The organism is Treponema sp. OMZ 840 (assembly GCF_050937815.1).
Taxonomy (GTDB): domain Bacteria; phylum Spirochaetota; class Spirochaetia; order Treponematales; family Treponemataceae; genus Treponema_C.
Genome location: NZ_JACDIJ010000004.1, coordinates 190029 through 204902 on the forward strand (window position 1 = coordinate 190029; position 14874 = coordinate 204902).

16 protein-coding genes are annotated in these 14874 nt (G+C 43.8%); 8 read left to right on the top strand and 8 right to left on the bottom strand.

Translation table 11 applies throughout. The features are described from left to right. Positions 1–21 precede the first annotated feature (21 nt). The 4 genes from H0R92_RS08000 to H0R92_RS08015 are packed head-to-tail and all read right to left on the bottom strand — an operon-like array spanning position 22 to position 4169. Positions 22–408: a YbaN family protein gene (locus tag H0R92_RS08000; protein WP_432962894.1), complete on the bottom strand. Its 387-nt coding sequence runs from the start codon at positions 406–408 to the stop codon at positions 22–24. Continuing rightward, complete coding sequence (locus tag H0R92_RS08005) at positions 405–2105, bottom strand: amino acid ABC transporter ATP-binding/permease protein (RefSeq protein ID WP_432962896.1); 1701 nt, start codon at positions 2103–2105, stop codon at positions 405–407. The genes H0R92_RS08000 and H0R92_RS08005 overlap by 4 nt, the downstream gene beginning before the upstream one ends. Continuing rightward, positions 2098–3840 carry an ABC transporter ATP-binding protein/permease gene (locus H0R92_RS08010; RefSeq protein WP_432962898.1) on the bottom strand — a complete coding sequence of 581 codons (1743 nt, stop codon included), beginning with the start codon at positions 3838–3840 and terminating at the stop codon, positions 2098–2100. Before H0R92_RS08010 ends, H0R92_RS08005 begins: the two co-directional genes overlap by 8 nt. Next, positions 3837–4169 carry a nitrous oxide-stimulated promoter family protein gene (locus H0R92_RS08015; RefSeq protein ID WP_432962900.1) on the bottom strand — a complete coding sequence of 111 codons (333 nt, stop codon included), beginning with the start codon at positions 4167–4169 and terminating at the stop codon, positions 3837–3839. Before H0R92_RS08015 ends, H0R92_RS08010 begins: the two co-directional genes overlap by 4 nt. Before the next feature lie 41 nt (positions 4170–4210). On the opposite strand from H0R92_RS08015, the gene H0R92_RS08020 reads away from it, so the two are divergent. The 4 genes from H0R92_RS08020 (at position 4211) to H0R92_RS08035 (ending at position 6891) form a co-directional block, all read left to right on the top strand. Continuing rightward, positions 4211–4372, top strand: coding sequence for an integrase core domain-containing protein (locus H0R92_RS08020; protein ID WP_432962902.1), 162 nt, complete (start codon positions 4211–4213; stop codon positions 4370–4372). 90 nt (positions 4373–4462) lie between these two features. After that, positions 4463–4678 carry a 30S ribosomal protein S21 gene (gene rpsU, locus H0R92_RS08025; RefSeq protein ID WP_432962904.1) on the top strand — a complete coding sequence of 72 codons (216 nt, stop codon included), beginning with the start codon at positions 4463–4465 and terminating at the stop codon, positions 4676–4678. A 171-nt stretch (positions 4679–4849) separates the two neighbouring features. Then, on the top strand, positions 4850–5746 hold the full coding sequence (locus H0R92_RS08030) for a PilZN3 domain-containing protein (RefSeq protein WP_432962906.1): 897 nt from the start codon (positions 4850–4852) through the stop codon (positions 5744–5746). An 11-nt stretch (positions 5747–5757) separates the two neighbouring features. Continuing rightward, positions 5758–6891 (top strand): tetratricopeptide repeat protein, encoded by a 1134-nt coding sequence (locus H0R92_RS08035; RefSeq protein ID WP_432962908.1) that lies wholly within the window; start codon positions 5758–5760, stop codon positions 6889–6891. Positions 6892–6907: 16 nt separating this feature from the next. Here H0R92_RS08035 and H0R92_RS08040 read toward each other — a convergent pair whose 3' ends face one another. The 4 genes from H0R92_RS08040 to H0R92_RS08055 all read right to left on the bottom strand — a co-directional run bounded on the left by H0R92_RS08040 (position 6908) and on the right by H0R92_RS08055 (position 10238). Continuing rightward, entirely contained in the window at positions 6908–7348 is a 441-nt protein-coding gene (locus H0R92_RS08040) for a DUF192 domain-containing protein (RefSeq protein ID WP_432962910.1), read from the bottom strand. Beyond that, positions 7345–7938 (bottom strand): hypothetical protein, encoded by a 594-nt coding sequence (locus tag H0R92_RS08045; protein WP_432962912.1) that lies wholly within the window; start codon positions 7936–7938, stop codon positions 7345–7347. The genes H0R92_RS08040 and H0R92_RS08045 overlap by 4 nt, the downstream gene beginning before the upstream one ends. Positions 7939–7940: 2 nt before the next feature. Continuing rightward, positions 7941–9137, bottom strand: a complete 1197-nt coding sequence (locus H0R92_RS08050; RefSeq protein WP_432962915.1) for a Crp/Fnr family transcriptional regulator — start codon at positions 9135–9137, stop codon at positions 7941–7943. Between the two features lie 72 nt (positions 9138–9209). Continuing rightward, the gene (locus tag H0R92_RS08055) at positions 9210–10238 is read right to left on the bottom strand and encodes a UDP-N-acetylmuramate dehydrogenase (protein ID WP_432962918.1); all 1029 of its coding nucleotides are present in this window, start codon (positions 10236–10238) and stop codon (positions 9210–9212) included. 107 nt (positions 10239–10345) lie between these two features. Between H0R92_RS08055 and cysS the strand changes: the two genes are divergently transcribed. From cysS to H0R92_RS08075, 4 genes are read left to right on the top strand one after another with little or no spacing between them, the layout of a single operon-like run. Further along, complete coding sequence (cysS, locus tag H0R92_RS08060) at positions 10346–11887, top strand: cysteine--tRNA ligase (protein WP_432962921.1); 1542 nt, start codon at positions 10346–10348, stop codon at positions 11885–11887. Positions 11888–11944: 57 nt separating this feature from the next. Next, entirely contained in the window at positions 11945–12505 is a 561-nt protein-coding gene (locus H0R92_RS08065; protein ID WP_432962924.1) for an RNA polymerase sigma factor, read from the top strand. Then, positions 12486–13142, top strand: a complete 657-nt coding sequence (locus H0R92_RS08070; protein ID WP_432962927.1) for an anti-sigma factor family protein — start codon at positions 12486–12488, stop codon at positions 13140–13142. Before H0R92_RS08065 ends, H0R92_RS08070 begins: the two co-directional genes overlap by 20 nt. Continuing rightward, a complete protein-coding gene (locus tag H0R92_RS08075; protein ID WP_432962930.1) occupies positions 13139–14815 on the top strand; it encodes a transglutaminase domain-containing protein in 1677 nt (558 codons plus the stop codon). The genes H0R92_RS08070 and H0R92_RS08075 overlap by 4 nt, the downstream gene beginning before the upstream one ends. Positions 14816–14874: the final 59 nt, after the last annotated feature.

The window sequence follows — 14874 nt, forward strand, 5'->3', positions numbered from 1 at the left end:
GCGGCGCCGAACTTTCGCCGGCTAACAGGTTTCGCTCTTTAAGGTTTTTACGCCGAATATAAAATAAAGTACATGACACAGCCACACAACAACAAGAACAACCCTTGCCATAGGAACCCGTTTCATCATAACAAAACCGGTGCCGAAAACGAGTGTTAACGAAATAAGGATTGAAATTTTTGTTGTCCATGTCATCGCTTTGCGTTCCACATAACTTTGAAAATGTTTTTTATACAGCGATGTGCTTAAAAACCAATCATGAAGCCGTTTTGAGCTTTTTGCAAAGAAAAAAACGGTTGCCAAAAAGAAAGGAAAACTCGGCAAAAACGGCAGCACTACTCCCAAAGACCCGAGCCCCAAACAAATAAAGCCGAGGACAATACATACAATACGAAACGGATTTTTCATATACACTCCTCTTTGTGCATTTTAAAAACGGTTTTTGCAATATTCAATGTCGACATTCTGTGCGACACAATAATAAGTGTTTTATCTTTTGACTTTTCTTTAAGCGACTTTAAAATAATGCCTTCGTTTAACGAGTCTAAATTGCTTGTCGGCTCGTCCAAAAGCATAAGCGGCGCATCGTGCAAAAAAGCGCGGGCAAGCCCTATGCGCTGGCGCTCGCCGCCGGATAAAGTACTGCCGAGTTCTCCAACTTCGGTATCGTATCCTTTCGGCAGCGACATAATAAAATCGTGGATAGAAGCTTTTTTCGCCGCTTCCATTATTTTTTCGCGCGATGCGCCCTGCTTGCCGATTGCAATATTGTTTGCAATTGTATCGCGGAACAAGCCGGTTTCTTGGGTTACATAGGATTCCGTATCGCGCAGCACCCGTGTATCGATTGTCCGTATGTCTTTTTCGGACAAGCTGATTGTGCCGGACTGTACATCCCAAAAGCGCATAAGCAGCTTTAATAAGGTGGACTTTCCGCAGCCGGAGCGGCCGTGTATGCCGAAAATCTTTTTTTCGGGAATTGTAAGCGAAAAATCCGTAAAAATATTTTCGGCCCCGTACGAAAAATCGATACGGGAAACATCTATATTTTTAAGTGTCAGCGCTTCGCCGGTTACGGTTTCGTTTACAACGGGCGTTTCGGCAAGCAAAGCCAAAACGCGCTCGCCGCTTGCAAGGGTTTGCATTAAATTATTCGACAGGTTCGACAAGGCTACAGCCGGCCCGAAAGAGCTCATTAATGCGACGGTGGCCATAATAACATGCTCCAATGCGGCATTGCCGTTTATAAAAGAGCGGACCAGTATAAAAAACAAAAACACATCGAAGCCTATAATCACCAGGTTTGTTATTGCCCGCTGGTATGATTCGAGCTTTGAAAGATTTTTTTGCATATCGGTGATGCGCTGTGATTTTTGTTCCAATTCGTTCAAACGGCGCATTCCGCAGCCGTATTGAATGGTTTCGTCCAAACCGCGAAGCGAATCGAGTACAAAGCTGCTTAAATTTCCCAATGCATTGCGAAACGTTAAACCGCTTGAAGAACCGACCCGTGCATTTATAATCGGAATAACAAGTCCTACGCTTATATAAGCGCTCAAAGCAATTATGCCGGCCGCAGTATCGATACGCCATATAAACGCGGTCATACACGTGCAGACAATAATCGCAATGGCAACGGGCGAAATCGTGTGAGCGTAAAACACTTCGAGCAATTCGATATCCGAGGTTATTATCGAGATAAGGTTGCCCTTGTCTTTACCGTCGAGTTTTGCCGGGCACAAAGAGCGAAGTTTTACAAAAATCTTATGGCGTATGACGGCAAGCAATTTAAAGGCAATAAAGTGATTGCAATACTGTTCGCCGTAGTGAAAAAGACCGCGCAAAACGGCACAGGCTATAAGTATATAGGGTAAAGCGCGCACGGAAATAAAAGAAATAAATGGAATAAGCGAACTGTCCGGGTTTGCAATATGCAGTATTCCGGCGCTTGCCAAAACCGTTACGGATATCGCACACAAATGGCCGATACTGCCGAGTACGATTGCAAGCACCATAACGGGAAGCAGCGTCCGTATCAACACGATAAGACGGGCCATAATTATAAAACCGTTTTTTCTTTTTATCGGCTCGCGTGTATTATTCATCGTTTGTTTCTCCCCGTGCGTAATTTTCAAGGCTGCGCTGTTCGTTGTACATTGCCGCATATCTACCCTTTTGTTTTAACAATTGCGCATGTGTTCCTTCTTCAATCACCGTCCCGTCGTCAAGCATATATATGCGCTGTGCATCGATAATATTGGACAACTTATGCGAAATAAATATGACGGTTTTCGTTTTTGCCTTTTCTTTAATAACCTTCATAATCATATCTTCGCTTTCGGCGTCTATGTTCGAAGTCGCTTCGTCAAAAACGTATACCGGGCTGTCGTGTAAAAGGGCGCGGGCAAGGGCAAGGCGCTGGCACTGCCCGCCCGATAAATTGGACCCCTTTTCGGCAAGCTCAGTTTCAAGTCCCTTTTGCGTTTCAAAATAATCCAAGAGGTTTACCTTTTGCAGCGCTTGTTTCATTTGACTTTCGCTTGCATCGGCTTTTCCCATACGCAGGTTATAGGCAACCGTTCCCTTAAATATATAGCTTTCGTGCGTAACAAGGGTCGCCGTTTTCATAACCGCTTCTTCGGCTATCGAAGAAAGTTCGGTATCGTTAAACCGGATACTGCCGTCATAGTTTTTATTCCGCGTCATAATAAGCCTGGCAATCGTACTTTTTCCGCAGCCCGACTTTCCGACAATTGCCGTAAACGAAGCAGGCGGGCACTGTATCGAAATGTTTTTCAAAATGCCGCGCTCCGGTGAATAAGAAAAAGATACGTTTGAAAAAGCAATTGCAGCCGAAGATTCGGAAATACCGCAGGTACGCGGCGCTTCGTCGGGTAAATCGAGTAAGGCGAATATTTTGTCTGCGGCGGCCATGCCGTTCATCGCAACGTGAAAAAACGAACCGAGCAAGCGAAGCGGTATAAAGAATTCGGCACTGAGTAAAATAATCATTAAACAGCCGCCCAAATTTACGGCACTCGCTGCAAATTGTCCCAGAGCGATAATCATGCCCGCCGCCGCACCGCCGTACGCCATAATGTCCATAATGCTGGTACTGTTTAACTGCATTGAAAGAACCTTCATTGTAATGCGGCGGAAACTTTCGGCTTCTTTGTCCATTTCGATTGTTTTTTGCTCATCCGCTTGATAAATCTTAAGCGTTGTAAGACCCTGCAGATTTTCCAAAAAACTGTCGCCGAGGCTTGCATACAAGGCCCAATATTTACGCAAAAGGTATTTTGCGATTTTCATAACCGCCGCAATGGAAAACGGAATAAGCGGCACGCACAGCAACAATACAACCGCAGCTTTTACACTGACAAAGGATAGCGCAATAAACAGCGTAAGCGGCGCAAGCAGGCTGTAAAAAAACTGCGAAAGGTATTTTCCGAAATAAATTTCAAGCTGTTCGACTCCGTCCAAGGCAAGCTGTACGATTTCCGCAGTCGGAGCAGTCTCCCTATAAGACGCGCCCAAACGCAAAAGTTTTTTATACATATGTTTTCGAAGGGTTATTTTAACGTCCGCTCCGGCTTTGTGCGAAAAAGCGGCATACAATTTGTCCGAAACAAAACGGAGCGCAAAACAAAAAAGAATCGCCGCCGTATACAACGGAAGTATGTTTGCAACCGTTTCATGAGTAAAAAGTTTTTGTATAATACGTGTCAAACAAAAAACAAGTGCTATTTGACACATCAGTGAAAACCAAAGACATAAAATTTGCAAAAAAACGAATTTCTTTGCATGAGAGAGCAATTTTATAAGGCGGACTTTAATCATTTTTTTCCCTTAAGTGTTATGCTTACCATTATGTGCTTTATAACGAGGAACGGATGATATAACAACATCCGCGGTCCCGAAAATCTCATAACCGCTTTAATTTTACGCCGCATTTCCGGCGAATAACAGTGAATCTTACATGCCGAACAAAAAGTTTTATTTTTTATAAAAGGGCATGCATCGGTTTTTGTTTGCGTATATGCATAAAGCTCTGCGCATTCGGCACAAAGATTCCGTTCAGCACCGTGTTTTTTACGGCAATACAAGCTTATCATCTGCCCGACAATTTTTTTTTCATGTGTCTTTTTGGCTTCCGATAAGTTACTCATTTCTAACTATCCTGGTTTTAACTATCCTAACGTATAATCGTATGAGCGTCAATCCGGATGTGTACGAGATGCAGGAAATCATTGATGAGTGGATTTTTAAGTATGAGAACCAACGCCCGCATGAAGGATTAGGCTTCTTGACTCCAACACAATTTGAGGCTATGTTTTATGCACAAAAACATTCGCTTGTGTCCTATTTCTAGTGAGTACGGACATGCCCCTTGACCGAAAATCGCTTTTTAAGTAAAATAAAAACTCAGTCTTACGGATTTAGCCGAAGGGGGTGATTACAGTTGGCTCATATTATGATTGATGATTCCGAAAATCTTGAAAAAGCAATCAAACGCTTTAAGCGCATGGTTGAAAAAGAAGGGATTATCCGCGAATGGAAAAAGCGCGAATATTTTGAAAAACCTTCAACCATTAAAAACCGGAAAAACAAAACCCTTCAGCGCAAATTGATGAAAAAAAACCGCAAAACCCGCGATACGGGACATAGCGGATATTAATCCGCGCGGATACTGATCCGTCCTGAAAATTCGTTTAACCGCTCAATTTCGGGAAAATACGGGTGTCTAAGAGCTTCGGCTTTCGGACACCTTTTTTTATTTTCGGATATTGCCGCAGCACCGCAAACAAACTGATTGACCAATCTTGTTTTTTTAACTATTATATAGATTATGGGTGTCATGACAAGTCAACAAATATCCCGCTTTTACGATACGTACCGGGATGTGGAAATAATGTTTTCAAAAGAAATCATCAAAACGATGAATCTTGACCCGCGTCAAATTTACATAAAATGCAATAGCGGTCAATGGCCCTGTATTATAAACTCTTCATCGCTTATGCTCGCAAAAATCATAATCGGTACAAAGGGCGGGGCTTACGCAGCAATACAAAAAATAAATACACCGGTAAGTTTGCGTTTTTTCTTTTCGGATCAAAACGGGCAAACTATGAGTTTTTTTGTAAATGCCCATATTACGGCTATAGATCCGTACATGAATTCGACGGAACTTGCAATCGCAACCCTTACCTTCAATTCAAAACCGCCGGATGATCTTATTGAGATGATCGGACGTTTGCTTGAAACAAAGGATAATGCGATAAAACGTAAAGAAGAGCGTATAGCGATTACGGCCGAATCAAAACGCAGACTTTCTTTACTCAAAGAAGAAACGATTGTACGTATTCAAAACGTTCCGCGCAACTGTATTGTCCGCGATCTTTCGTTTTCGGGTGCTAAAATGATTATGATGGGAGTCGCTCCGTTTTTAAAAAACAAAGAAGCGATTTTGCAGCTTGATTTTGAAGAACCGCGGGAAACCATTACTTTAAAAGGCACGACAATACATGCCGACCCGATTGAAGGCAGAAAAGAATTGGTTACCTTATGTATAAAATTTGACGAAGCATCGGTGCCGATTGCGTACAAACTGCATATTAATAATTGTTTGACGGCAGTGCGGCAAAAAATGCTTAATTCGGTTAACAAACAAAACCAAGTGCCCGTTCAAGCCGTTCAAAAACCTGTACCGGACGGACAAACCGGAACACAAAGTCCGCAAAGCTGACGGGAGGCTTTATGAATCCTGCCCATCCGCTTGATTCGGTTATATTCATCTCTTTACCGGACAATTTTGAATTGCCCGCACATGCCTTTAAACTCGATACGACAATTCCCCTGCCCGTTCAAAAAGCGGCGGCGGCGGCCGACTTCGATCCGAGTACATTAACCCAAGAACAAATTTTTGCCGGCATTTTAACCGTATTGGCTTATGAAAGCGCAAATCCGCACGTACAATACTACCGAAGCTTAATAAAGGCGGCGAAACCGGATATTACGCGCGAATTGACCGAAGCGGCGATTTTAAAAGCAAAAAACGAAGACTATGAAATCGCCGATGAAATATTTGCCGCATTACGGGGTTTGGAACCGGACAATCCTGCGGTTATATTGAATTCGGCTCTCTTTTTCGATCAAAGAGCGGACTCGTACCGCCGCTCCGGTTTAACCGAAGACGCCGATGCATATGATGAAAGTGCGTACAGATATTATAAGCAGGCAATGGAAGCCGAACCTGCCGTTCCCGACGCTTTTTTTAATGCAGGCTTTTTTTACCTTAAGCAAAAAAACTTCGGAAAAGCAAAACTGTGTTTTGAAACCTATTTGACTCTTACGGACCAAAGCGACTCGGAACAAGACGAAAACACCGCTTATAAACGTGAGCGGGCCGGGCAAATCAGTTCCGATATCGGCAGCCGCAATCTTGACGATGAATTGTTCAAATCGGCCTTCGATTTTATTTCCATGGGGCAAGAAGAAAAAGGACTCGACTGTATTCGCCGCTTTTTGGAAAAAAATCCAAAAGTATGGAATGCGTGGTTTATGCTCGGCTGGGGCTTACGCCGTTTAAACCGCTGGCAGGATGCAAAGGCGGCATTCGAACAAAGTATAAGCTGCGGCGGCGAAAACAGCGACATATATAATGAACTTTCGCTTTGTCTTATGGAGCTGAACGATTACGCAACAGCGGGAAAATACTTGCACAAAGCTTTAAAGCTGGAGCCGGAAAATACGAAAATTATGTCGAATATGGGTTTTTTAGCCTTAAAAAAGGGCGACACGGAAGAAGCTTGCCGTTATTTTACCGCCGTTTTGGAATTCGATCCGGACGACCGCATTGCGCAGGAAACGCTTGCAAAACTTAAAGATTAGGCAAAAAGCTTGGGGTTTAAGGCAAGCTTAGGGTGCAGCCGGCTTCTATATTATTTTCGGCAAACCAACCTTGCGGCACTTCCAATGCATACCGAACAGATACCGTGGATTTTACACTCGCAAGGCTAAAAGGCGTCATATCGTATATTTCGCGGATTATACCGCGGGAATCTATATATGCGATGGAAAGGGCAGTCGGCGTATTTTTCATCCAAAAGCTTAATATTTGGTCGCGGTCGAAAATAAACAACATCCCGGTTCCGCCGGGAATATGCTTGCGCCCCATATAACCCTTTTGCTGCTCCGCTTCGGTACGTGCAAGTTCCGTTTTTACGACAATACTGCTGCCGTCTTTGCGCGTTATGCGTATATCCTTTTTTTCAAGCGAATACCCCGTACAAGCGCTGCATATAATCATAAGTGACAAAATAAAACCGTATAACGATTTTCGGTTCATAAATCTTCCAAAATCCTTGAACGGATTATCTCCGAAGCGGCTTGTTCAACTTTTTTTTCTTCGCCAAGTTTTTCAAAAACTTTTCGGTCTATATACTTTAAACTGACGGGGCGCTCAAGGCTCAAAAGAACATTTTCATCGATCCACTCTATTTTTTCGGGCGTTAAACGCTCCGGATTTCCGTATTTTCCCAGTAAACGGGTAAACACCGAATAAAAATCCATTTTTTCAGGATTAAAATTCAAAATAAACGTATACAATTTATCTTCATAAAACTGAAACCAACAGCGTGAAAAATAACCGTCGGAGCTTGTTTCTATAAGCACGCGATTTTCTCCGGGCAGCAAAGACACGTCCCGTTCTCCTTTGTAACCGAATACGCCCTCTTTTTTAAGTGCTTGTTTTACCGTTTCAATATCCATTCCCAATACAATAGAACGGTATCCTAAAGGCAGTTTTTCGGGGAAAGGATTTATATTCAAAGCGGGATAATCTTGAGCGGTTCGGTTTTGGGCGGGACTTTGTGCATATCCGGCACAAAAACAGATTAGACAGGTCAAACCGGCTGCAAGTAAAAATCTGCCTTTCATATTTAAAGCACCGGTGCGGAATGCTTTTGCTTACGGTAAAATTCGGCAGCTTTCATAAGCTCGCGGCAATCGCTTATATAAATTTTATTACCGACCAAACGTACACGCGGGTCTTTTATAAATTGAGCAAGGATAATGGCTTGCTCTTCCTGCGGAATACCGCACATATTAGCCAAATCATAGGGGGTAAGATCGAATTGATGACTTGCACCCTTGCCCAGAGGAACGCGGTTTTTTTCCAATTGTAAAGCAAGCATGTCAAACAGTTTAAACATGGGGTCGCGCAGCTGGGCATTTGTCAATTGACGGGACATCGACCACAACCGTTCGGCAAGGGTTATCGTCAAACGGGTGATAAGCTGCGACTGCGTAGCGACCATTTGATCGAAGTTTTTTCTGTTTACTGCCATAAGCGTACAATCTTCATGGGCAATGGCGCTGGCAGAACGCGGTTTGTTTTCAAGCAAAGCCATTTCACCGAAAAAATCGCCCTTTTGCAAAACCGCCAAAATAACTTCATTATCGTCTACAACCTTTGAGATTTTTACCTGCCCCGACTGAATAATAAACATATCCTGTCCGGATTGGCATTCGGAAAAAATCATCGTGTCTTTAGGGTAGTTGCGCAAATTACCGGTAGGACTTTCAAAATAAACGGCATGGGAGCGGGCTTTTAAAGTTACAAATCTGCTTTTTGCTTTTTCAATATTTATACCGCCCGGGCATTCTTTCATATATTGATAATAGCCGTATACCGCCAAATCGGTTTTTCCCATTTTTTCGTAATATGCGGCAATCGAATACATTTGTTCGGGAGAATCGGCGACCGTATTTTTGAGAGTAAGCCGCGTCAGTATTTCATTAACGGTACGCATACGTGTTGCAAACGTACGGATTATTTTCATTGCAACAGGCGTATTTTTTGAAATAAGAGCTTGATATTGATCGCGCCGAACGGAAATGGCAATGACATCGGTTACCGCAACAGCCGTTTCTATTTGACTGTGAGAAGACATACAGGGAACAACGCCCACAAAATCGCCGGGTCCGAGTACGGATGCTGCGTCAGACAAGACTTCACTTTGCCGAAATGTCCGTACCTTTCCGCTTTGGATGATAAAAAAACGATCGTTTTCAGCCTTTCCTTCAACCAGCAGATAGGAGTCTTTTCTGAAATTTACAAATGATAACTGTAGCAATTCTTCCCTCGTATCAAACTATAGTATAAAAGCCGGGCGGACTATTGTCAATAATAATAATAAAATTAAAGATTATCTTCCGCAAAAAATGATTTCACATTCAAGATCAAGCCCTGTTTTGCTTTTTACGTCCTTTTCTATTTGTTTTACAAGCTCTTTTATATTATCGGCAGAAGCATTACCCAAATTTACTATAAAATTACCGTGCCAGGGAGCAATTTGCGCATCCGCACACCGTAAACCGCGCAAACCGGCTTCATCTATAATTTGTCCGGACGGTTTTCCGAAAGCGCGGTTGTTTTTAAAAACGCTGCCCGCCGAAGGATATCGGAAATGCCCTTTTTTTTCACGGTCTTGTATAAAATCGCGGCATTTTTGCGCGATAACGGCCTCTTCTTCGTTATGTACCGTAAAAGATGCCGAAAGAACAATCGGCAGGGAGCCGGAAAAAGCGGAGGCCGAAAAGGGCGATTTTTTATAATCCCAATCGTTTTTACGCATCGCATAGTGCAATTTTTCGATTTTACCGGCAGTGCTGCCGGCGGGAAAAGCTGCGGTGCAATCGGCGGCAGCATCTACGGCGGTGCCGTCCGTATCAGCCGTTGTTTTCCTCTTTTCGGCACATATATAATCGGCGCTTACAAGCACGTCGCTTATCGACTTTTCGTAACAGCGTGCATTCATATACACCGCACCGCCGACGCTTCCGGGAAGCCCCGCAAAAGATTCGAGGCCGCCGAGCGAATGACGGCGGCAAAAATCGAGAACTTCGTCAAAGGTACAGCCGGCACCGCAATGTAAAACCGAACCGTCAAAGCTTATATGATTCAAAGACGCCGTACTTAAAACGCAGCCTTCGATTCCTTTGTCGGAAACGACAAGGTTTGAACCGCCGCCGAGAATAAAAAGGGGTATCGCGAAGGCGGCCGCCTCGCTTAATACGAATATAAAGCTGCGCTCATCCGCGGGTTCTATAAAAATATCTGCAGGCCCGCCTATTTTAAAGGTTGTATGCGCTGCCATCGGTTCATTGAACAGGATTTTTCCGCGAAAACAAGGCGATGTATTGCAAATTTCCGCTATTTTGCGTAAATTATTCATAGAGATACAGTATAGTATAAATTACGGATAAAGGAAACACCGATTCGCTTTTTGTAATTCGGTCAGTTATCCTAAAAACGGCATATTTTTTTTATCGGGGAGGCATCATGGCACTGCGTTTATTCAATACAATGGGGCGAAAACTTGAGGATTTTATTCCCGTCGAAAAAGGAAAATGCGGTTTTTACGGCTGCGGCCCGACCGTCTATAACTATGCACACATCGGCAATTTGCGCGCCTATGTATTTTTGGACAGCCTCGACCGTGTTTTACGCTTTTTAGGCTACAAAGTAAATCACGTTATGAACATTACCGATATCGGCCACTTAACCGGAGATGCGGACTCCGGCGAAGACAAAATGTTAAAAACCGCGCGCGAGCGCGGTCAGTCGGTTTTGGAAATAGCCGATTTTTATACGCAGGCATTTTTTAAAGATATAGACAATCTTAATATCCGAAAGCCCGACGTTATCTGCAAGGCGACCGAACACATCCAGGATATGATAGACCTTATAAAACGTCTTGAAAAAAACGGTCATACCTATATGGCGGGCGGCAATCTCTACTTTGACGTTTCGACCTTCAGCGATTACGGAAAACTTGCAAACATCAATTTGGACGATTTAAAAGCCGGCGCGCGCATAGACATCGACCAAAATAAACGGAACCCCTACGACTTTGTGCTGTGGTTTACAAAAAGCAAATTCGAAAATCAAGCTTTGGTGTGGGATTCTCCGTGGGGCAAAGGATATCCGGGCTGGCATATAGAATGTTCGGCAATGAGCATTAAATATTTGGGAGAGCAGTTCGACATTCATACCGGAGGCATAGACCATATACCGATTCACCACACAAACGAAATAGCCCAGTCCGAAGGCGCTACGGGTAAAAAATGGGTAAATTATTGGCTGCACAACGAATTTCTTGTAGTGGACAAAGAAAAAATGTCCAAGTCTTCAGGAGATTTTTTAACCCTGCAAAAACTCCTTGATGCAGGTTACGAAGCCCTCGATTACCGTTTTTTTCTTTTGGGGGGCCACTATAGAAGCCAGCTTGCCTTTTCGTATGCGGCGATGGACAGCGCAAAAAATGCGCGAAAAGCTTTAATTCAGCGCACGGCAAAGGTTTTAAAGCAAGCCTTTGCCGAGGGGTTAACGCGGGAAAAAGCGGAAGCCTATGCGCGCGCTTCGGATAAGGATTATACCGGTACGGATTATGCCGATACGGAAAAAATTAATGCGGCTTCTTTAAGCGCACCGGCAAAACAAAGCCTTGAAGCGTTTACGCGCGCTCTTGAAGACGATTTGGCCCTGCCTCGCGCACTTTCGGAGCTGCAAGTCGCCGTTAAAAATAAGGATATCGGCTCTTCGGATACCGTGCTCCTGATTGCCCTTATGGACGAAGTATTGGGCTTACAGCTTATTAAAAGCGCCCTCGCCTTTTCGGACGAAGCGGAAAAAAAAGCCGCCGAAATAAAAAGCGCTTCGGACAGTACCGGCGATACGGAAATAGATGCCCTTGTTGCCGAACGTACCGAAGCGAAAAAGCAAAAAAATTACGCGCGCGCGGATGAAATACGCACCATGCTCAAAGAACGCGGCATTATTTTGGAAGATACGCCTGAGGGAACGATATGGAAACGCGCATAAAGACGCAAAATGCGCGCATAAAAATGCACTATATATGTAACTTTTGCGGGGGCTGTTTTGTTTGATAGACAGGAAGGGGCGCAATCCGCTCACATTTACGCTGCAAACGAAGCGGATTTTCGTAAAGTATATGACGCCGTTATGTCCCTCCTTTTTAAAGTGTCGTACAGAATCGTCAATGACGAAGAGGCGGCCGAAGATTTGGTGCATGATTCGCTTATAAAGATGCACGAAAAACAGCTTGTATTTCCGTCTTTAGACGATGCGAAATATTGGCTTATTCGGGTGGTAAAAAATGCTTCTTTGAATTATGCAAAACGCAAAACAAGGGAGCGAAAAGCATACGAACGGGCTTTAAAAGAAGACCGGCGTCAAACGGATTCGGGCGAAACGGAATTGTTAAAGGCCGAAACTATGAAAAAAACAAAAGAAGCCTTAAACAAGCTGCCCGTTAATTTAAAGATGGTGCTTATACTAAAAGAATATGCGGAATTGAATTATAAAGAAATCGGAAGGGTTTTGGGAATAACGGAAGGAAACGTAAAAGTGAGGGTTTTTAGAGCCAGAGAACAGCTTGCAAAACTGATAGGAGAAGACGATGTCTACTTGCCCCGATAAAGATATTCATTGTTTATATGCGGATAACGAACTTCAAGAACCTTTTAAAACGGAATTTGAAAAACACACCGATACATGTCCGCATTGCCGGAACATTTTGCAAACATATTCGGCTTTACGCGAAGCGCTGGCCGAAGACACACAAAGTCACACGCTTTGTGAAAAAGATCTCGATGAAGGCTATGTGCGTTTAAAAGCGCGTTTAAGTTATAAAACCGTGATTATGCCCGCACGGCCATTTAATGCCGTTTCGCTTTCCTTAAAGCTTTTGCCGGCCGCTGCCGTTTTTGCCCTTGCGTTGATTTTACCTCCCTACTTATTCAAAACGGCGGCCACTAAAGCACAAAGCGGCTCTTTTTACAGTGCTGCCGCCGTCCGCGCGGAACCCATACAAAAACGCGGCATTGTTGCAAGCGAAACAATCCGCGCCGCATCCTTAGCTTCCGTGCTGGGTACAAACTATCGGCCCAATATCGATGTTCCCGAATTAACGGCTATAGATGTATTTAAGCCGGAGCTTTCGACAGTAAAAACGGTAAATATACAAATTCCCTTATCGAGCGTTTCGCAAATGCCGCTTATAGAACCCCTTAACGTACAATTGACCCTTTACAGCGATAAGGACCCGTTTAAGTGAGTTTTTTTACCCGATTTTTATACCGCTTCCGTAAACATCCGCTTCTTAGAACGGTATCCGTAGCGGGAACTGCCGCCCTGTTTGTATATGCGTTTTTTTTTCTTTCAACTTCAAGGCAGCGGCCGCCCGTACTTACCGAAATACAGCCCGTTGTGGGCGAACCCGGAGATATTATAACGCTTAGCGGCAAAAACTTCGGATCGAAAAAAGAACCCGATTCTTACGTGGAAATCGGCGGCGGAAAGCTTACATCGTCATCATATATTTTATGGACGGATACGCTTATAAAAGCCGTGCTTCCGTATAACATAGAAGACGGACTTGTCTACGTATCCACAAAAAACGGGCGTTCGGATGCCGAAATCTTTGCAAACCGCCAAACTATTCCCGTTCCCGTCACTCATAATCCCCGAACTGCGCTCCCCCTCATCGAAACCCTTTCTAAAAAACCGATGTATGTCGGAACCCTGATTACGATAAAGGGAAATCACTTCGGTACGCTTCGGGGGAATTCGCGTGTTTTATTTACATCAGGATACACGGCTGCAGAACAGGAAAACATGCTTATTCCCTGTTCCGACTTCGATATGGATTACCATTTTTGGAGCGATACCGAATTGCAAGTTCGAATTCCCGACGGGGCGTTAAGCGGTCAAATATACGTCGAAACCCCTTACGGTAAAAGCAACGGATACGCTTATACCCTTGCCGAAGGTGCCGGTTCAAAAACATATTCGGATGTACGTACCTATTCGGTTAAACTTTCAGCGGATATAAGCGACATACAAGCCGAAACAAACGCAACACTGACGCTTTTTATACCCATGCCGCAATTGACGGCAGCACAAAAAACCCTTGAAATTATCGGATCAAACCCTGAGCCTTCAATTTCAAATTATATGAATACCCTTATACACCAGGTTATTTTAAATGAAGCTGTGGGCAAAAAACTTAATTTTTCGCATAATTTTGTATTGAGCGTATACCGCATACAATCTAACATACAAGCACACAAAGTCAAAGCCTACAGTGAAGACACAAAAAAACTGTATGCACAGTATTTAAAAAACAATTCCCTTATTCCGTCACATAATCAAAGAGCAAAGGAACTTGCCGTATCGATTGTAAAAAAAGAAAAAAACCCTTGGCTGCAAGCAAAACTCATATACGAATGGCTGACCGCAAATATTGCAATACTGCCGAATGTTCAAGCGGACAACACCGACATTCTAAAAACCTTATCGGCAAAAAAAGCCGATGCCCATGACTTTGCCGTTTTATATACGACCCTTTTACGCACAGCAGGAATTCCCGCTCTTACAAACAGCGGCATATTGGTCGATTCGGAAATGCACAGCCGCAATCATTGGTGGTGCGAATTTTATATTGAGGGTATAGGTTGGATACCTGCCGACCCTGCCTTGGGAGCGGGTTTACCGTACAAAGCGTTTCAAAACCACGAATCGCCGGCAGACTTTTATTTCGGCAATTTAGATGCCCAACATATTACGTTTTCGCGCGGATGGAACAATATAAAGCCCGCACATATAACGGGCAAAAAAGTGTACCGGCCGAAATCTTACGCTTTGCAATCCATTTGGGAAGAAACAACGGCAGGTGCCGTAAAATACAGTTCATATTGGCAAGATGCCGTTGTAACAGGCGTATATTGATTTTCGATTTTTCGGCTTGTTTTTTCGGTGCGCGAACGCGCAGGGCTGAAAAACTTAAA